The sequence below is a fragment of the Pseudomonas sp. S3_A03 genome, assembly GCF_054668275.1.
Genome location: NZ_CP162753.1, coordinates 3,796,002 through 3,813,332 on the forward strand (window position 1 = coordinate 3,796,002; position 17,331 = coordinate 3,813,332).

Here is a 17,331-nt window from a genome sequence, read left to right on the forward strand (position 1 = left end):
TTCGGTTGCCGGGTAGCATAACGCTAGCAAGGCTGAGTACAAGCTTATGGCGACTTATCAGGCCGGGGCATGCTCGTTGACCCGGGGGCGCACCCTTCTACACTTATCGGCCACGACACCAAAAGGAATAGCCCGATGAAAGCTGTGCTGTGCAAAGCCTTCGGCCCCGCCGAAACCCTGGTGCTGGAAGAGACAGCCAGCCCGGCGATCAAGAAGAATGAAATTCTGCTGGATGTGCACGCAGCAGGGGTGAATTTCCCGGACACGCTGATCATCGAAGGCAAATACCAGTTCAAGCCACCCTTTCCGTTTTCACCGGGCGGCGAAGCATCGGGCGTGGTCAGCGAGGTGGGGGAAAAGGTCAGCCATCTGAAAGTGGGTGACCGGGTCATGGCGCTCACCGGCTGGGGCAGCTTTGCCGAACAGGTCGCGGTGCCGGGCTACAACGTGCTGCCGATCCCGCCGAGCATGGACTTCAATACCGCTGCCGCCTTCAGCATGACCTACGGCACCTCGATGCACGCGCTCAAGCAGCGGGCCAACCTGCAACCCGGCGAGACGCTGCTGGTACTCGGCGCCTCCGGCGGCGTGGGCCTGGCCGCCGTGGAAATCGGCAAAGCCATGGGCGCTCGCGTGATCGCCGCCGCCAGCAGCGCCGACAAACTCGCCGTGGCCAAGGCCGCCGGTGCCGATGAACTGATCAATTACAGCGAAACCAGCCTGAAGGACGAGATCAAGCGCCTCACCGACGGCAACGGTGCCGATGTGATCTACGACCCGGTCGGCGGCGACCTGTTCGACCAGGCCATCCGCGCCATTGCCTGGAATGGCCGTTTGCTGGTGGTGGGTTTTGCCAGCGGACGCATTCCCGAGCTGCCGGTGAACCTGGCGCTGCTCAAGGGTGCGGCGGTGGTGGGGGTGTTCTGGGGCTCGTTCGCCCAGCGCCAGCCGCAGGATAATGCGGCGAACTTCCAGCAACTGTTCACTTGGTATGGCGAGGGCAAGCTCAAGCCACTGGTGTCGCAGGTGTATCCGCTGGAACAGGCTGCGCAGGCTATCAATGATCTGGGGCAGCGTAAGGCGGTGGGCAAGGTGGTCGTCCAGACCCGCTGAGCGCCCCTCCCACATTTGGATCTCCAGGGCCCTGCAGAACTCGATACCGACCACGTCTTACCTATTCGCGACATGTTCGTAAGAGAACATGCAATTGCTCTCATTTCCTGTGTTTGCCGCCAAGAGGCGATGCTATTTTCGGTAACGAAACTGTAACATTCGCATCCGCAGTCAAAACAAGAAATTTGGAGCTCTTGAATGTTTGCTTTCTTTCGCCCTGCCGCACACCAGGCGCCCCTGCCTGAAGAAAAAATAGACAGCACCTACCGACGCCTGCGCTGGCAGATCTTCGCCGGTATTTTCTTCGGATATGCCGGCTACTACCTGCTGCGCAAGAACTTCTCCCTGGCCATGCCTTACCTGATCGACGAGGGTTACACCCGGGGTCAGTTGGGCCTGGCGATGTCGGCCATCGCGATTGCCTACGGCCTGTCCAAGTTCCTCATGGGCCTGGTGTCGGACCGTTCCAACCCGCGCTACTTCCTGCCCTTCGGCCTGCTGGTATCGGCGGGTGTGATGTTCATTTTCGGTTTCGCGCCTTGGGCCACCTCCAGCGTGACCATGATGTTCATCTTGCTGTTCATCAACGGTTGGGCCCAGGGCATGGGCTGGCCGCCAAGCGGGCGGACCATGGTGCACTGGTGGTCGCAGAAAGAACGCGGCGGCGTGGTGTCGGTATGGAACGTGGCGCATAACGTCGGCGGCGGCTTGATCGGCCCACTGTTCCTGCTGGGCATGGCCTGGTTCAACGACTGGCATGCAGCATTCTATGTCCCGGCCACCGTGGCCCTGCTGGTGGCGGCGTTTGCCTTCATCACCATGCGCGACACCCCACAATCGGTGGGCCTGCCGCCTATCGAACAGTACAAGAACGATTACCCGGAAGGCTACGATGCCAGCCATGAAGAAGAATTCAGCGCCAAGGAAATCTTCGTCAAATACGTGCTGCGCAACAAAATGCTGTGGTACATCGCCTTCGCCAACGTCTTCGTCTACCTGCTGCGCTACGGCGTGCTGGACTGGGCCCCTACCTACCTCAAGGAAGCCAAGCATTTCACGGTCGACAAGTCGTCGTGGGCCTACTTTTTCTATGAGTGGGCGGGCATACCGGGCACGCTGCTATGCGGCTGGATGTCGGACAAAATCTTCCGTGGCAACCGCGGCCTGACCGGCATTGTGTTCATGGCGCTGGTGACCGTGGCGACCCTGGTGTACTGGCTCAACCCGCCGGGCAACCCAATGGTCGACATGATCGCGTTGGTATCCATCGGTTTCCTGATCTACGGCCCGGTCATGCTGATCGGCCTGCAGGCGTTGGAGCTGGCACCGAAGAAGGCCGCCGGCACGGCTGCGGGCTTCACCGGGCTGTTCGGTTACCTGGGCGGCTCGGTGGCCGCGAGCGCAGCTATGGGCTACACCGTGGACCATTTCGGCTGGGACGGCGGTTTCGTCCTGTTGATCGGCGCATGCCTGCTGGCGATCGCCTTCCTGGTCCCGACGCTGTGGCACACCAATAGCGTCAGCTCGGCGCGTTAATCGCCAGGGCAACCCTTGGCACAACGCTTGAGCCGCGCCTCCAGATTCTTATCTGGCATGGCGTGGCTGCGCAGGGCGTTCACGGTCTGCTCGACATAATCGCGAGTGGTGCCGTAACGCCCGCAAGCGCTTTGCAGCACATGGTTGAGCACGATATCCGGCAAGTTACCGGCGTAGCTGGGCAAGTGCCGCTCCAATACAAACCCTAAAGCCTGCACCTGGCTGCCATCTTCGAGGCGGCAGCTGAGCCAGTGCGGCCGGTAGGAAGGGTAAGGCATCTCGCGCTGCCATAAGGCGTAAAGCGAGGCCTCCAACTGGTCTTCCGGCAAGCGGTAGGCAAACCCGCTGCACGAGCCGCCGCGGTCCAGACCGAACACCAACCCCGGCAATTCCGGCGTCCCCCGATGCTCGTGAGACCACAGGTACAAGCCGCGATGATAGCCATGGACCCGCGCACGCACACGCTCGCTCGATGAACATTCAGGGCGCCAGATCAGCGAACCGTACGCAAATAGCCAGACCGGCCCACCTTTATGCCGGCCCATGGTGGCCTGCATCGAGCTCATCAACTGTTCGTGAGTGAGTTGCGGCCCCAGATCGAGCCGCGGAGGGTAAGCCAATTGCAGAAGATCGGTTTCTATGGCGGTCATGGCGAAAAGCGGTGCGCCTCCTGAGTGTTACCAGTTGTAAGCAACTTTACCGTAATCGAACCGAAGCGCTGTAACCGTATGGCGTAAAAAAACCGCCTTCCGTCTACTTATAGCCTAATGAGATTTTTCCTACAGAAGTAATACCTTAAATGCATAAGCATAGGCGGCAATATTTTCAGCGCAGGTTCAGGCCCCTCCGGCCATTACCCGCCAAACTGCACGGGTTTAGCGACCCACACTAGCCGCCCATTCAAACGACTACCGAGGTCGATGCATGAAACATCTTTTTCCGGTTTGCTGCTATTGCTGCAGGCCACTGCCGCCCTGGCTACCGACGCGACCACTCAAGACGACAAAGGCTTCTGGTACGCACAAACCAGCCTTTACACCCGGCACTTTTCGCCGGATCCCAAGCACAACAATCATCAGGATTTGATCAACCTGGAGCGTAACGAAGCATCGGGGTTGGTGTATGGCGGGGCGACGTTTCGCAACTCGTTCAGCCAGCGCTCGTATTACGTCTACGCCGGCAAACGCTATGACATCGCCGATTCACCGCTCTACGTGAAGGTGACCGCAGGCGCACTGCAGGGCTATCGCGGCAAGTACCGCGACAAAATCCCGCTCAACCGTTTTGGCGTAGCGCCGGCGATCATCCCTGCCGTGGGGGTGAACTTCGGCCCCGTCTCCAGTGAGTTGGTGCTGCTGGGTTTGAATGCGGCGATGCTGACCGCCGGCGTGCGTTTCTAAGGGCGCGGCGCGTAGGCGAATACGTCGGCGCGCATCTGGTGCGCATCCATGCCGGCGTCGACCAGCGCATCCAGGGTGCCATAGATCATCGCCGGTGAACCGCTGGCATACACATGCACGCCCTTGAGGTCGGTAATGTCTTCACACACCGCTTCATGCAATAAGCCGCAGCGCCCTTCCCAGCCGCACAAATCGCTGACTACTTTGTGCAGGAACAGGTTGGGCAGTTGCTGCCATTGTTCCCAATGTTCGATCCGATAGAAATCTTCCGGGCGACGCACGCCCCAGTACAGATGCACCGGGTGCTTGAAGCCCGAAGCCCGGCAATGTTCGATCAGGCTGTGCATCTGCGCCATGCCAGTGCCGGCGGCGATCAACACCAGCGGCCCGTCCGGCAGCTCGGCCAGGTGGGTATCGCCAAATGGCAGCTCGATGCGGGCCATCCGGTTACGTTGCAGTTGCTCCAGCAGGTTGCGGGCACTGTCTTCGCGGGCCAGTACATGCAGTTCCAGCTCGCGGCCTGCATGGGGCGCCGAAGCCAGGGAAAAGGCGGACTTCTCGCCATTTTCCCGTTCGATCATCAGGTATTGCCCCGCGTGGTAACGCACGAGCTTGCCGGCAGGCGCAAGCAGGCGCATGCGCCATACATCGCCCCCTACCTCAACGCACTCACTCAACTGGCATGACAACTTGCGCAACGGCAATTCTCCCGGCGCCAACACGCCGTCCCACAACACAATGCAGTCTTCCAGCGGTTCGGCGATGCACGTGTAGAACTCGCCATGGTCACGCACTTCATCGGCTTGCCGCACCCTGCCCTCCACCAGCAACGCAGCGCACACATGGCATACGCCATTGCGACACGCCTGGGGGCATTCGTAGCCCAGGCGACGCGCGCCTTCGAGGATTCGCTCGCCTGGGATCAGCTCCAGCACAGCGCCGGAAGGTTGCAGGGTCACACGCATCAATCTATTCCCAATTCTTTCCAGATCGCATCGACGCGCGCGGTCACGGCTTCATCCTTGACGATCACCCGGCCCCACTCGCGAGTGGTTTCACCCGGCCATTTGTGGGTGGCGTCCAGGCCCATCTTCGAACCCAGGCCAGACACCGGCGACGCGAAGTCGAGGTAGTCGATCGGGGTGTTGTCGATCATCACCGTATCGCGCTTGGGGTCCATGCGCGTGGTGATGGCCCAGATCACATCATTCCAGTCGCGGGCATTGATGTCGTCGTCGGTGACAATAACGAACTTGGTGTACATGAACTGTCGCAAAAACGACCACACACCGAGCATTACCCGCTTCGCATGCCCTGGGTACGACTTCTTCATGGTCACGATGGCCATGCGGTAAGAGCAGCCTTCGGGCGGCAGATAGAAATCGGTGATTTCCGGGAATTGCTTTTGCAGGATCGGCACGAACACTTCATTGAGCGCCACGCCGAGAATGGCCGGTTCATCCGGCGGACGACCGGTGTAGGTGCTGTGGTAGATCGGTTTGATGCGGTGGGTGATGCGCTCCACGGTGAACACCGGGAAGCTGTCGACTTCGTTGTAATAGCCGGTGTGGTCGCCGTAAGGGCCTTCATCGGCCATCTCGCCCGGATGAATCACGCCTTCAAGGATGATTTCCGCAGTGGCCGGCACTTGCAGATCGTTGCCACGGCATTTCACCAACTCGGTACGGTTACCGCGCAACAGGCCCGCGAAGGCGTACTCGGACAGGCTGTCCGGCACCGGGGTCACGGCGCCGAGGATGGTGGCCGGGTCGGCGCCCAGGGCCACGGAGACCGGAAATGGCTTGCCCGGGTGCTTCTCGCACCATTCACGGTAATCCAGGGCACCGCCACGGTGGCTCAGCCAGCGCATGATCACCTTGTTACGGCCGATCACTTGCTGGCGATAGATACCGAGGTTCTGGCGATCTTTGTTCGGGCCTTTGGTGACAGTCAGGCCCCAGGTGATCAGTGGCCCGACATCGCCGGGCCAGCAGGTCTGCACCGGCAGCATGGCGAGGTCGACGTCATCGCCCTCGATGACCACTTCCTGGCACACCGCGTCCTTGACCACTTTGGGCGCCATGGCAATGATCTTGCGGAAGATCGGCAGCTTCGACCAAGCGTCCTTCAAGCCCTTGGGTGGCTCGGGCTCCTTGAGGAAGGCCAACAGCTTGCCGATCTCGCGCAGCTCGCTGACCGACTCGGCGCCCATGCCAAAAGCCACGCGATCAGGGGTGCCGAACAGGTTGCCGAGCACCGGAATGTCGTAGCCGGTCGGGTTCTCGAACAGCAGCGCCGGGCCCTTGTTACGCAGGGTGCGGTCGCAAATCTCAGTCATTTCCAGCACCGGGGAAATCGGCATCTGGATACGTTTCAACTCTCCGCGCTGCTCAAGTTGCTGCACGAAATCCCGAAGATCCTTGAATTTCATTAACCATGCCACCCGTAAAATAGGCGTACATCCTACCTGCTCTGAGGGCAGCTGGCAGCTTATCGACGTGCATTTGAGCGCGGAATGCGTTTAAAAAACGCGCAAAAAAAATGGCGCCCCCAGGGGGCGCCATTTTTTCGGACCAACAGCGGCGTATTACTTGCGCTTCATCGACAAGAAGAACTCGTCGTTGGTCTTGGTGGTTTTCAGCTTGTCGATCAGGAACTCGATGGCAGCTACTTCGTCCATCGGGTGCAGCAGCTTGCGCAGGATCCACATGCGCTGCAGTTCGTCGTCGGCGGTCAGCAACTCTTCGCGGCGGGTGCCGGAGCGGTTGATGTTGATCGCAGGGAACACGCGTTTTTCGGCGATGCGACGGTCCAGAGGCAATTCCATGTTGCCGGTGCCCTTGAACTCTTCGTAGATCACTTCGTCCATCTTCGAGCCGGTTTCAACCAGCGCGGTGGCGATAATGGTCAGCGAGCCGCCTTCTTCGATGTTCCGCGCGGCGCCGAAGAAACGTTTCGGTTTCTCCAGGGCGTGGGCATCGACACCACCGGTCAATACCTTGCCGGAGCTCGGGATCACGGTGTTGTAGGCACGGGCCAGACGGGTGATGGAGTCGAGCAGGATCACCACATCCTTCTTGTGTTCGACCAGGCGCTTGGCCTTCTCGATCACCATTTCGGCAACCTGCACGTGGCGGGTTGGCGGCTCATCGAACGTCGAGGCAACCACTTCGCCGCGCACGGTACGCTGCATTTCGGTCACTTCTTCCGGACGCTCATCGATCAGCAGCACGATCAGGTGAACTTCAGGGTTGTTACGCGCGATGTTCGCTGCAATGTTCTGCAGCATGATGGTCTTACCGGCTTTCGGCGGTGCGACGATCAAACCACGCTGGCCTTTACCGATGGGCGCACACAGGTCGATCACACGGCCGGTCAAGTCTTCGGTGGAACCGTTACCGGCTTCCATCTTCATGCGCACAGTCGGGAACAGCGGGGTCAGGTTCTCGAAGAGAATCTTGTTTTTCGCGTTCTCCGGACGATCAAAGTTGATCGTGTCGACTTTGAGCAGGGCGAAATAGCGCTCGCCTTCCTTCGGAGGTCGGATCTTGCCAACGATGGTGTCACCGGTGCGCAAGTTGAAACGACGGATCTGGCTCGGCGAGACGTAGATATCGTCTGGGCCAGCGAGATAGGAAGCGTCTGCGGAGCGGAGGAAGCCGAAGCCGTCCTGGAGAATCTCCAGCACGCCATCACCGGAGATTTCCTCGCCGCTTTTCGCGTGCTTCTTGAGCAGGGAGAAAATCACGTCCTGCTTGCGCGAACGGGCCATATTTTCTATGCCCATTTCTTCGGCCAGTTGGAGCAGGTCGGTAATCGGCTTTTGCTTGAGTTCAGTCAGATTCATATAGGAATGACGTAATCATTTATGGAGGGGGGAAATTAAGCTTTTGGCTTAATGAGGCCGCGCCGCGGAGAAGGCGACAGGATCGCGTACTAATCGAAAAGGAGTGCGTCGGCGACGGCTTGCAGGGGGCAGTGGAGAAACCAGTGCGGGGCCGAATGTACCACCTGAGTTTCGGAGCGTCTAGCCCTGTTTTACGAAAAAGCCCCGCGATTTGCGGGGCTTTTTTGACGACGCTTAGATGTTGGCGTCGAGGAAAGCTTGCAGCTGGGACTTCGACAGCGCGCCCACTTTAGTGGCTTCGACGTTGCCGTTCTTGAACAGCATCAGCGTAGGAATACCGCGCACGCCGTGCTTGGCCGGGGTTTCCTGGTTGTCGTCGATGTTCAGCTTGGCGATGGTCAGCTTGCCTTCGAAAGTGGTCGCAATGTCGTCCAGAACCGGAGCGATCATTTTGCAAGGGCCGCACCATTCAGCCCAGTAGTCAACCAGCACCGGGCCAGCAGCCTTGAGTACTTCGGCCTCAAAGGTCGCGTCGGTGACGTGCTTGATAAGATCGTTGCTCATGGATGTCTCCGGATTGTAAGCAAAAAAAACGTTGCCCATCATAGCCGCCCTTCCCCCGTTCAGGAAGCCGCCTCTGATTGAGTCTTGCTATAGAGGCGCATGAGTTTGGGTATGAGCCGATCAGGGCGTCACTGGCGTCACAAAGGCAATACCTGTACGCAATGCCGCATTACGTACATGTTCCTGCATGGTTTTCTGCGCCGCCGCGCTGGCGCGCCGGGCCAGGGCGCGCAGGATCTTGCGGTGTTCCTGCCAAGTCTCCATGGCCCGCTCCGGCCGGATGAACGGTAGTTTCTGGCTCTCCAAAAACACCTCCGCGCTGGCACTCAGAATGCTCACCATCGCCTGGTTGCCGCTGGCCATCAGGATGCGCTGGTGGAATTCGAAGTCCAGCCGCGCGGCCGCTTCGAAGTCACCGGCCTTGAGCACCTTGCGCATTGCCTCGACGTTATCCTCCAGGCTGTCGAGTTCATCAATCGTCAAGGTCACTGCCGCCAGCCCCGCCGCAAACCCTTCAAGGGCGTAGCGCAACTGGAAAATATCCAATGGCGTAGCCTGGGCCGCGAAAGGCCAGGCAAACCCCGGCGATTCGTCCGCCGCCTGCACGAACACGCCTTTGCCCGGCTGCACGCTCACCACGCCCAAGGCACTCAAGGATGACAACGCCTCACGCAACGACGCCCGGCTCACGCCCAACTGCAGTGCCAGTTCGCGCTGGGACGGCAGCGCATCGCCCGGCCCAAAGCCCTGCTCCTTGATCAGTTTGCGGATGGCCTGCAGGGCCGCCTCCGGTACGGCTTGGGCGATGGAATTCATAAAAAACTCAAGGTTCCAGACAACTGAGCGGCTAGTTGTAAAGCTATTCGCGGCCGGCGGCAAGCCACGCCCCAAAGGGGCTCGCAAGGTTTTGCCAACGCTCGAAAAGGGTGCGAAACGGCCAGGAACTGTTCAGACCAGTAAGACCACCCGACCTCAACAAATCCCGGCCTTGCAGACGATTGCGAGGGTGCTGGCATGGGCTGTGCACTGAGCATTTGTAGAAATCCCTTCGCCCTTCTCGGAGAGTTGTCATGACCAAGCGCTACAGCGCCCTGCTCACTGCCCTGTTTGCCAGCCTGATGCTCAGCCAGGCTCCCGCCCAGGCCAACGGTCTGGACGACATCGTCGCCCGTGGCACCCTCAAGGTTGCCGTGCCCCAGGACTTCCCGCCGTTCGGCTCGGTCGGCCCCGACATGAAACCCCGTGGCCTGGACATCGACACCGCCAAGCTGCTGGCCGACCAGCTCAAGGTCAAGCTGGAGCTGACCCCGGTCAACAGCACCAACCGCATCCCGTTTCTCACCACCGGCAAGGTCGACCTGGTGATTTCCAGCCTGGGCAAGAACCCGGAGCGGGAAAAGGTCATTGATTTCTCCAAGGCCTACGCGCCGTTCTACCTGGCCGTGTTTGGCCCGCCTGACGCGGCCATCAGCAGCACTGACGACCTCAAGGGCAAGACCATCAGCGTGACCCGTGGCGCCATCGAAGACATCGAGCTGACCGCCGTGGCGCCCAAGGAAGCCACCATCAAGCGCTTCGAAGACAACAACTCAACCATCGCCGCCTACCTGGCCGGCCAGGTTGACCTGATCGCCAGCGGCAACGTGGTGATGGTCGCGATCAGCGAGCGCAACCCCAAACGCGTACCGGCGCTGAAGGTGAAGCTCAAGGATTCACCGGTATACGTGGGCGTGAACAAAAACGAGCCGGCGTTGCTGGAGAAGGTCAACCAGATCCTGGTCGCGGCCAAGGCCGATGGCAGCCTGGAAAAGAACGCGATGCAATGGCTGAAAGAGCCGCTGCCCGCCGACCTTTGATACGACGGAGCTGACCCATGGCGTATCAATTTGACTTTGTACCGGTGCTGGCCAACACCGACCTGCTGTTGCGCGGCGCGCTGTTCACCCTTGAGCTGACGGCTATCGGCGCGATCCTGGGGGTGGCGCTGGGCACCGTCGGCGCAGTGGTGCGAGCGTGGAAGATCCAGCCGTTCGCCTGGTGCTTCGGCGTGTATGTCGAATTGATCCGGAACACGCCGTTTCTGGTGCAGCTGTTTTTCATCTTCTTCGGCCTGCCGTCTTTGGGGCTGAAGATCACCGAGTGGCAAGCCGCCGTATTGGCGATGGTGATCAACCTGGGGGCCTACTCCACCGAAATCATCCGCGCCGGTATCCAGGCCATCCCGCGTGGCCAGTTGGAAGCCGCCGCAGCCCTGGCGATGACGCGCTTCGAAGCATTCCGCCACGTGGTGCTGCTGCCCGCGCTGGGCAAGGTGTGGCCGGCACTGAGCAGCCAGATCATCATCGTCATGCTCGGTTCGGCGGTGTGTTCACAGATCGCCACCGAGGAGCTGAGCTTTGCCGCCAACTTTATCCAATCGCGCAATTTTCGCGCGTTTGAAACCTATGCCCTGACTACCCTGGTGTACCTGTGCATGGCATTGATGATTCGCCAGTTGCTCAACTGGATCGGCCGTCGTTTTGTGATGAGGAACAGCCGATGAGTGATTTTTCGTTCTGGGACATCGTGCGCAACCTGCTCACCGGCCTGCAATGGACGCTGTTGCTGTCACTGGTGGCGTTTATCGGCGGCGGCGTGATCGGCCTGCTGGTGATGACCTTGCGCATCAGCCGCAAAGCCTTCGCGCGCAATGTTGCGCGCACCTATATCGAGCTGTTCCAGGGCACGCCGCTATTGATGCAACTGTTCCTGGTGTTCTTCGGCGTTGCCTTGCTGGGGGTGGATATCTCGCCCTGGTTGGCGGCGGCGATTGCCCTGACGCTGTTTACCAGCGCCTATCTCGCCGAAATCTGGCGCGGCTGCGTCGACTCCATCGCCCATGGGCAGTGGGAAGCCTCCGCCAGCCTGGCCCTGAACCCGCTTGAGCAATTGCGCTACGTGATCCTGCCGCAGGCGCTGCGCATCGCAGTCGCGCCGACGGTGGGGTTCTCGGTGCAGGTCGTCAAGGGCACCGCTGTGACCTCTATCATCGGTTTTACCGAGTTGACCAAGACCGGCGGCATGCTCGCCAACGCGACCTTCGAGCCCTTCATGGTCTATGGCCTGGTGGCCCTCGGTTACTTCCTGCTCTGCTACCCCTTGTCCCTCAGTGCGCGCTACCTGGAAAGGAGACTGCATGCCTCTGCTTAGAATTACCGCCCTGCATAAGTACTACGGCGACCATCACGTACTCAAAGGCATTGACCTGACCGTTGAAGAAGGCCAGGTGGTGGCGATCATCGGGCGCAGCGGATCGGGTAAGTCCACCCTGTTGCGTACCCTCAATGGCCTGGAATCGATCAACGATGGGGTTATCGAAGTCGACGGCGAATACCTCGACGCAGCGCGCGCCGACCTGCGCAGCCTGCGGCAAAAAGTCGGCATGGTATTTCAGCAGTTCAACCTGTTCCCGCACCTGACCGTGGGCGAAAACGTGATGCTCGCGCCGCAGGTGGTGCAGAAAATGCCCAAGGCCAAGGCCGCCCAGTTGGCCAAGCAGATGTTGGAACGCGTTGGGCTGGGCGAGAAATTCGACGCCTTCCCTGATCGTCTGTCCGGCGGCCAGCAGCAGCGCGTCGCTATCGCTCGCGCACTGGCGATGTCACCCAAGGTGCTGCTGTGCGATGAAATCACCTCGGCCCTCGACCCGGAGTTGGTCAATGAAGTGCTCAGCGTGGTGCGCCAATTGGCCAAGGACGGCATGACGCTGATCATGGTGACCCATGAAATGCGCTTCGCCCGGGAAGTGGGGGACAAGCTGGTGTTCATGCACCAGGGCAAGGTGCATGAAGTCGGCGATCCCAAGACCTTGTTCGCGAACCCGAGAACCGCCGAATTGGCCAATTTTATTGGCACCGGCGATCTGCTTGCCTGAACCCTCAGCCGCCTGGCAGTAACTCAAAGTGCCCCTGCCCCTCGAACTGGGTTTCCTGGCGCACGGAAAAGGCATCGGGCGGCAAATAGGTGTCGATGTGCACTTGAGCCGAAAAGCGTCTTCCGGCCAGTGGTGTTCCGCCCGCTTTGGCGATCACCACCTGGCCGGGCAACAGCAGCCCGCCGGCCGATACGTCTGTCGGTTGCGCCGCGCTCAACTCTACCGCGCGACCATCGACCTGGGCGTTCTTGAGCGCCAGGGTAAAGCTGCCGTGGCGGCCGAATCGAAAGCCCTGCGCACCCGCCGGGGCGCCGGTAAAACGCAAGGCAACCGTGCCCGGCTCGGCGCACAAGACGCTCAGTTGCAGGGTTCGCTTGCCCAGGACGATGTTGCGGCCGCTGGTTTGCTCATCCAGCAGCTCTGTGCGCCTGAGCACGCCGTAATCCACCTTCGGTTGACTGAGCGAAAGACGACACTCCTGCGCCACTCCCTCCCTGGCAGCCATCCCCAACAAAGCCAACAGCACGTAGCCAAGTGCCGCGCGCACCTTGCGCGCAGGTCGTTCAACCGCGTTACTGCGCACGACAGACCGCCGAAGCCGTTTCATAAAGCGTGTCCTTTTGGGGTTGCGACGCTAGGTTCAGTTGCAGCACACAGGGGCGAGAGGCGTTCGGCAGCGAAACGCTGAGGGTTTGCCCGTCATCCATATCGTTCAGAAAAATCAGGCCATCCCCCACCACACTGGTCAGGAACCTGTTGTCCGGCCCCAACACCGAGGCGCCCTGAGGCAATGGCCGGCCGTGTTCATCCTGGACCTCAAGCAATACCCGGCGAACATTCACCACCGGGAAATCAACGGTATTGAATGAACCGCGCCCGACCGCGAGGATTTTGGTGCCGTTCTTGAGGTCGACCCGCTTGGGCAGGGATTGGGTCTGCACTTCCAGATGGCTGGTGGTGTAGGCCGGCAAGCCAGGAATCACCGCGTGCCCACGGTAGTCGGTCCACACCGGGCCTTGCGGCGTTGAGACCTTGGCCGCCGACACATCACCCACCGAAAGCACACCGAAGGTGTCCTGAACCGCGTAGGGAGAAAAGGTCAGGCCGCGCTCGTGAGCCACCACCGCGCCCTGCAGTTGCCCACTGTAGCTGGTGCTCGTGGGGGTGCGATTCATCCCCAGTCCCACCCGGGTGTAACGCGGCATTACGTCCAGGTTGGCGCGGACCGCTTGCTGACGATCCCGCACGTCTCGCTCCACGCCCACTTCATAGTTCACGTAGTCGTTGACCCGTTCGGACAACGCCGCCCCGCTATCAGCCCGCCCATTGCGGCGGCTGGCGTAGGTCGTGAGGCGGCGATCGTCGCCAAGGGGAATCGTGACTTGCAGGCGCAAGGACAGCCCCTGCGGTGACACCTCATCACTCGCGCTGCGTGCCCGGCCTGCGGGCTTGCGTCGACGCGAGGCGCCCACCTGAGAATCGGCGATCAGGGCCACATCGACCTGCCTGAAGCCCTTGGCCCATGAGGCGAAGACATGTTCGGCAACCTGGCCGTCAAACTGTGAACTGCGCGAATAACTGACCGAAAAGGCGCCCATGACCGGGTCAGCCCAGTTGAATCCCGCAGTGTATTGATGCTGGAAGCGCGTCTGCAGATCGTCTTTTTTCAGGGATCGGCCAGCCTCGATCACATCGCGATAACCCTGGGTCTGGGTCGTCGCGCTCAGGCTCATGTCAACCTTGGCCGCCAGCGGGCTGCTCAAGGACAGCGCACTACGACTGCCCTCAACAGCGCCCTCGCGATCGCGCGACAAGGTATGCCGGGCGGCGACGGTAACCCGCTGGAAAAACACACTGCTCAAGGTGCCACCGGCCGACTGATATTCATCCGTGCTCAACAGGCCAAAACCCACGGATGACTGCCTGCCCAGGCCCCAGGTGCCGCTGCCCATGGCAACGACTGGCGGCTCCTTGCCACCGACCTGTTGTTCTCGCACCCGGCCAAGGGCGAAGTCAAAACCCGGGGTGATGGCGACAGCCGCGCCAAAAGACGCCGCCGGCACCACGAAACTGCGCGTGCCGCCGCTTGTACCGATCACACTGACTTCAAGGTCACTGGTGCCGTTGAGCAACGGCAGGCCTGTCAGACTAAACGGGCCTTCAGGTACCAGGGTGGTATGGATAAGCGCTCCGGACTGGCGCACCTCTACACGGGCCTGGCTGTGGGCCAAACCCTCCACGACAACCCCTTTATCGGCACCCATGCGAGAGATACCGTCGGGAAACAGCTGCAGGCCGGACAACTGAACCCCACCGAACACAGGGCTTCTGGTGGAAATCTGCCCCACCTGGAACGTCGACCGCAAGGCGGCCACATCACGCTGGGCGTAAGCCTGCACATGGTGGGTGCGGCTTTTACCGTTATCGGAGATAGAGAATTGCCGGCTGCGCACCACCCAGTTGCCCAGGTTGAACCCCGCCTCCGTGTAAGCCGAGACAAAACGGCTGTGGCCACTGTCTGAGCGCGCATCAAACCCCAGCACATCGTAGTTGAGCAAGGCCGCCCCACCGCCGTCGGCAAAGCTCCCCGCCTGCCATTCAGGCTCACGCAGGGAGTGCGTGGGCACGATCAAAGCCACCTCTTCACTGCTCGGCTGCAACCTGATGAGGGTGGTCGGGAACTCACCGACAAAATCGTGACACGCCTGCTCGGCCGAGATACCCGACTGCACGATGGCCGAGGGCACTTTCAAACCGGCTTTTTCCAATAGGCCCGGCGTGAAACACAGCTGCCCCTGATAGTCGAAACGCGCCTCGACCAACCCCAGAGGGTTACCGTTGACCCGCAGCCCCACCACCTGCGCACCCTCGCGAAAACGCGCCGCGCTGCGAAAGTAGTCCGAGACCTTCGGGTCGATGCCGTAGCTGGCCAAGGCCGCAAGATCAAACCCTTCTCCCAGCTCAACCGCCGAAGCGAAACCTGGGGCTGCCCACAGCGTCGCCAACCCCATGAACAACCCTGGGTGGCGCACCTTCACACCGGTCAGCGCCCCCTTAACCTTCATGGCCCAGCACATCCGCCTGGTAGTGATCGACCGCAAAGCCGAACAACGTGGCCGGCTGCAGTACCACCGAGGAAACCTTGGACAGCGCGCCTTCGGTCTGGAGCACCAGCACTTCACCGGGCAGGATATAGCTGCGCGGCAGCAAACCCGTCTGGTTCAACGGGTTCAGTTGCACCTCCAACCCCAGCCGCACCACATAGGCACTCTCGTTATGCACGCTCAAGCGATCATCCTGGCGCTTCCACTGGAGCAGCTCCCACGGCGCCTGATGCCGAGGCAAGCCTGCGGGGTGCAAAATCAACGGCAGATTCTGGCGCAAGGTGATACCAATGGTCGCACCGCCAGCGGCACGCGCCTGGGGAATGCCCTCAAACGAAACACGTTTCAGACGCTGGGTCTTGAGCGGCGTCTTCAAGGTGCTGATAAACCGTACCAGTTGCGTGTCTCCAGCCTCTACGCGAGCGATGGGCGGGGTAACAATCAATAGGGGTTCAGGATCTTCGGGCACATTTTCAATAACGGAGTGCAACAACGCCGGCCCGGAGTCCGTGTTCTTGATATTGATAGTGGCCTCGCCATCGTCCTCATAAAGAATCACGACCGTTGTTTCAGGCAGCATGCCATCGGCACTTACTGAACCCTGCAACAGCAACATCACAGAAAACGACAGGCAAGAAACTACTCTTGAAAAACTGCTCACCGAGTTCTCCCTGGAACATTAATAAACAAACAATGAGGCACTCAGTTTTTGAACACATTAAAAACAGCCGACAGCACACCAGGAGTTCATTGACTACCGAAGTTACTGTCGACTGTTATTCACGCGCTTAGATGTAATTCAATACCAGCGTGGCGTGACCATCCAGCGCCACATTGCCGGTAAGGTCCAAAGCGCTGGCGCGATTGATCACCGCCCGTACCGCAATAACACCGTTGAGTTGGGAGATCGCAGCAGGTGCGATAACGCTGCCGCTGCGCCAGGAATGCTGGCTCGGCGCCTGGGAGACCTTGCCGTCGCCGGCGAACCAGCCGGAGGCAGTGCTCGAGCGCACGATCGGGGCGAGCGCCACAGCGCCGGAGCTCAGGTTCCTGAGGGTCACCGAGTAACCGCCGGTACGCCTGCCGCCCGGTGCGCCCAGGCCATAGTTCTGGGCCTCGGTGTAACCGGCGCCCAATATACCCGCGACCTTGGTGCCGGCCCGCAGGTCAGTGACGGTCAGGCCGAACCTTGCAGGGGTATGGCCGCAATTGACCGACAGCGCAGTGGTGCGCTCTTCACGCGGGTTGAAGTTCGTCGAGGACAATTCCGCGGCCCGGATAGTGCCGTAGTCGATGATCCCGCCGGCGCCGATGCTGATATTGCAAGCAGCGGGCGAGATCGTACCTTTAACGATCAGATTACCGGTCGGGGTGGTCGTGGCATAAGCGCCCACACTGGCGACCAGACACGTAAGACCCATTGCCAAACCAAATACTTTTTTCATGCTTTACCCGTTATTAGAAAATTAACAGGCACTATTTATTAAGGGCCGGAAGCTCCGCTTCCCCAAGACACGATCCCTGACGTAAAAAGCCACAAACAAATAACACCACGGCATCATTGCCGTGGCGCAGTCTCACCTTTTAGTGATTCACAAAAAACAAGAAAGCCCCTTGATTATCGTCAGAACGGGGAAAAATCGTTGTACGCCTCAATGAGCGCTCACGTAGCCCAGAATGAAATATTTCAAATAAAAAATCGGCGCACGCGTAGGGAAAGTCGAACAGCGCATTATAAGCACTACACTTTCATTATCCCTTACTTACTCTGGAAACCATTCACCACTTCCAAAGTAACTCGCCCTACCCCCCTGGCAAATCCTACGCACAGACACCGATAAGATGATTCACCCA

17 protein-coding genes are annotated in these 17,331 nt (G+C 60.1%); 7 read left to right on the forward strand and 10 right to left on the reverse strand.

Features of this window, described 5'->3' with window-relative positions; translation table 11 throughout:
- The first annotated feature begins 135 nt into the window (after positions 1-135).
- On the forward strand, positions 136-1,113 hold the full coding sequence (locus AB4O25_RS17390) for an NADPH:quinone oxidoreductase family protein (protein WP_017530867.1): 978 nt from the start codon (positions 136-138) through the stop codon (positions 1,111-1,113).
- Positions 1,114-1,311: 198 nt separating this feature from the next.
- The gene (glpT, locus tag AB4O25_RS17395) at positions 1,312-2,649 is read left to right on the forward strand and encodes a glycerol-3-phosphate transporter (RefSeq protein ID WP_017530866.1); all 1,338 of its coding nucleotides are present in this window, start codon (positions 1,312-1,314) and stop codon (positions 2,647-2,649) included.
- Here glpT and AB4O25_RS17400 read toward each other — a convergent pair.
- Positions 2,646-3,299, reverse strand: coding sequence for a gamma-glutamylcyclotransferase (locus AB4O25_RS17400; RefSeq protein ID WP_017530865.1), 654 nt, complete (start codon positions 3,297-3,299; stop codon positions 2,646-2,648). The two genes, glpT and AB4O25_RS17400, sit on opposite strands and share 4 nt — an antisense overlap.
- A gap of 270 nt (positions 3,300-3,569) precedes the next feature.
- Between AB4O25_RS17400 and AB4O25_RS17405 the strand changes: the two genes are divergently transcribed.
- On the forward strand, positions 3,570-4,049 hold the full coding sequence (locus AB4O25_RS17405; RefSeq protein ID WP_460149816.1) for a sn-glycerol-3-phosphate transporter: 480 nt from the start codon (positions 3,570-3,572) through the stop codon (positions 4,047-4,049).
- Here the strand turns inward: AB4O25_RS17405 and AB4O25_RS17410 are convergent.
- The 5 genes from AB4O25_RS17410 to AB4O25_RS17430 form a co-directional block, all read right to left on the reverse strand.
- Positions 4,046-5,014 (reverse strand): CDP-6-deoxy-delta-3,4-glucoseen reductase, encoded by a 969-nt coding sequence (locus AB4O25_RS17410; RefSeq protein ID WP_460149817.1) that lies wholly within the window; start codon positions 5,012-5,014, stop codon positions 4,046-4,048. The two genes, AB4O25_RS17405 and AB4O25_RS17410, sit on opposite strands and share 4 nt — an antisense overlap.
- Positions 5,014-6,480: a 4-hydroxy-3-polyprenylbenzoate decarboxylase gene (gene ubiD / locus AB4O25_RS17415; protein WP_017530862.1), complete on the reverse strand. Its 1,467-nt coding sequence runs from the start codon at positions 6,478-6,480 to the stop codon at positions 5,014-5,016. The genes AB4O25_RS17410 and ubiD overlap by 1 nt, the downstream gene beginning before the upstream one ends.
- 156 nt (positions 6,481-6,636) lie before the next feature.
- The gene (rho, locus tag AB4O25_RS17420; RefSeq protein ID WP_003176825.1) at positions 6,637-7,896 is read right to left on the reverse strand and encodes a transcription termination factor Rho; all 1,260 of its coding nucleotides are present in this window, start codon (positions 7,894-7,896) and stop codon (positions 6,637-6,639) included.
- Between the two features lie 234 nt (positions 7,897-8,130).
- On the reverse strand, positions 8,131-8,460 hold the full coding sequence (gene trxA / locus AB4O25_RS17425; protein WP_017530861.1) for a thioredoxin TrxA: 330 nt from the start codon (positions 8,458-8,460) through the stop codon (positions 8,131-8,133).
- A gap of 120 nt (positions 8,461-8,580) precedes the next feature.
- Positions 8,581-9,276: a FadR/GntR family transcriptional regulator gene (locus tag AB4O25_RS17430; protein ID WP_017530860.1), complete on the reverse strand. Its 696-nt coding sequence runs from the start codon at positions 9,274-9,276 to the stop codon at positions 8,581-8,583.
- 254 nt (positions 9,277-9,530) lie between these two features.
- On the opposite strand from AB4O25_RS17430, the gene AB4O25_RS17435 reads away from it, so the two are divergent.
- Genes AB4O25_RS17435 through AB4O25_RS17450 form a run of 4 tightly spaced genes read left to right on the forward strand, consistent with a single transcriptional unit; the run spans position 9,531 to position 12,373 of the window.
- Complete coding sequence (locus AB4O25_RS17435) at positions 9,531-10,316, forward strand: transporter substrate-binding domain-containing protein (RefSeq protein ID WP_017530859.1); 786 nt, start codon at positions 9,531-9,533, stop codon at positions 10,314-10,316.
- A gap of 17 nt (positions 10,317-10,333) precedes the next feature.
- Complete coding sequence (locus AB4O25_RS17440) at positions 10,334-11,002, forward strand: amino acid ABC transporter permease (RefSeq protein ID WP_010207407.1); 669 nt, start codon at positions 10,334-10,336, stop codon at positions 11,000-11,002.
- Complete coding sequence (locus AB4O25_RS17445) at positions 10,999-11,649, forward strand: amino acid ABC transporter permease (RefSeq protein WP_017530858.1); 651 nt, start codon at positions 10,999-11,001, stop codon at positions 11,647-11,649. Before AB4O25_RS17440 ends, AB4O25_RS17445 begins: the two co-directional genes overlap by 4 nt.
- Complete coding sequence (locus tag AB4O25_RS17450) at positions 11,636-12,373, forward strand: amino acid ABC transporter ATP-binding protein (protein ID WP_017530857.1); 738 nt, start codon at positions 11,636-11,638, stop codon at positions 12,371-12,373. Before AB4O25_RS17445 ends, AB4O25_RS17450 begins: the two co-directional genes overlap by 14 nt.
- Positions 12,374-12,377: 4 nt before the next feature.
- Here the strand turns inward: AB4O25_RS17450 and AB4O25_RS17455 are convergent, their stop codons facing one another.
- The 4 genes from AB4O25_RS17455 to AB4O25_RS17470 all read right to left on the reverse strand — a co-directional run bounded on the left by AB4O25_RS17455 (position 12,378) and on the right by AB4O25_RS17470 (position 16,922).
- Entirely contained in the window at positions 12,378-12,809 is a 432-nt protein-coding gene (locus AB4O25_RS17455) for a DUF1120 domain-containing protein (protein WP_343229182.1), read from the reverse strand.
- 136 nt (positions 12,810-12,945) lie between these two features.
- Positions 12,946-15,438 carry a fimbria/pilus outer membrane usher protein gene (locus AB4O25_RS17460; RefSeq protein ID WP_460149818.1) on the reverse strand — a complete coding sequence of 831 codons (2,493 nt, stop codon included), beginning with the start codon at positions 15,436-15,438 and terminating at the stop codon, positions 12,946-12,948.
- Positions 15,428-16,093 carry a fimbria/pilus chaperone family protein gene (locus AB4O25_RS17465; RefSeq protein ID WP_460149819.1) on the reverse strand — a complete coding sequence of 222 codons (666 nt, stop codon included), beginning with the start codon at positions 16,091-16,093 and terminating at the stop codon, positions 15,428-15,430. Before AB4O25_RS17465 ends, AB4O25_RS17460 begins: the two co-directional genes overlap by 11 nt.
- A 172-nt stretch (positions 16,094-16,265) precedes the next feature.
- Complete coding sequence (locus AB4O25_RS17470; RefSeq protein WP_026067497.1) at positions 16,266-16,922, reverse strand: DUF1120 domain-containing protein; 657 nt, start codon at positions 16,920-16,922, stop codon at positions 16,266-16,268.
- Positions 16,923-17,331 lie beyond the last annotated feature (409 nt).

Excerpts from the sequence above, each read along its gene's own strand:
- AB4O25_RS17435 (WP_017530859.1), top strand. The coding sequence starts at position 9,531 with ATGACCAAGCGCTACAGCGCCCTGCTCACTGCCCTGTTTGCCAGCCTG.
- AB4O25_RS17430 (WP_017530860.1), bottom strand. The coding sequence starts at position 9,276 with ATGAATTCCATCGCCCAAGCCGTACCGGAGGCGGCCCTGCAGGCCATC.
- trxA (WP_017530861.1), bottom strand. The coding sequence starts at position 8,460 with ATGAGCAACGATCTTATCAAGCACGTCACCGACGCGACCTTTGAGGCC.
- AB4O25_RS17470 (WP_026067497.1), bottom strand. The coding sequence starts at position 16,922 with ATGAAAAAAGTATTTGGTTTGGCAATGGGTCTTACGTGTCTGGTCGCC.
- AB4O25_RS17450 (WP_017530857.1), top strand. The coding sequence starts at position 11,636 with ATGCCTCTGCTTAGAATTACCGCCCTGCATAAGTACTACGGCGACCAT.
- glpT (WP_017530866.1), top strand. The coding sequence starts at position 1,312 with ATGTTTGCTTTCTTTCGCCCTGCCGCACACCAGGCGCCCCTGCCTGAA.
- AB4O25_RS17405 (WP_460149816.1), top strand. The coding sequence starts at position 3,570 with ATGCATGAAACATCTTTTTCCGGTTTGCTGCTATTGCTGCAGGCCACT.
- AB4O25_RS17465 (WP_460149819.1), bottom strand. The coding sequence starts at position 16,093 with ATGTTGCTGTTGCAGGGTTCAGTAAGTGCCGATGGCATGCTGCCTGAA.
- ubiD (WP_017530862.1), bottom strand. The coding sequence starts at position 6,480 with ATGAAATTCAAGGATCTTCGGGATTTCGTGCAGCAACTTGAGCAGCGC.
- AB4O25_RS17400 (WP_017530865.1), bottom strand. The coding sequence starts at position 3,299 with ATGACCGCCATAGAAACCGATCTTCTGCAATTGGCTTACCCTCCGCGG.
- AB4O25_RS17440 (WP_010207407.1), top strand. The coding sequence starts at position 10,334 with ATGGCGTATCAATTTGACTTTGTACCGGTGCTGGCCAACACCGACCTG.
- AB4O25_RS17460 (WP_460149818.1), bottom strand. The coding sequence starts at position 15,438 with ATGAAGGTTAAGGGGGCGCTGACCGGTGTGAAGGTGCGCCACCCAGGG.
- AB4O25_RS17445 (WP_017530858.1), top strand. The coding sequence starts at position 10,999 with ATGAGTGATTTTTCGTTCTGGGACATCGTGCGCAACCTGCTCACCGGC.
- AB4O25_RS17410 (WP_460149817.1), bottom strand. The coding sequence starts at position 5,014 with ATGCGTGTGACCCTGCAACCTTCCGGCGCTGTGCTGGAGCTGATCCCA.
- rho (WP_003176825.1), bottom strand. The coding sequence starts at position 7,896 with ATGAATCTGACTGAACTCAAGCAAAAGCCGATTACCGACCTGCTCCAA.
- AB4O25_RS17390 (WP_017530867.1), top strand. The coding sequence starts at position 136 with ATGAAAGCTGTGCTGTGCAAAGCCTTCGGCCCCGCCGAAACCCTGGTG.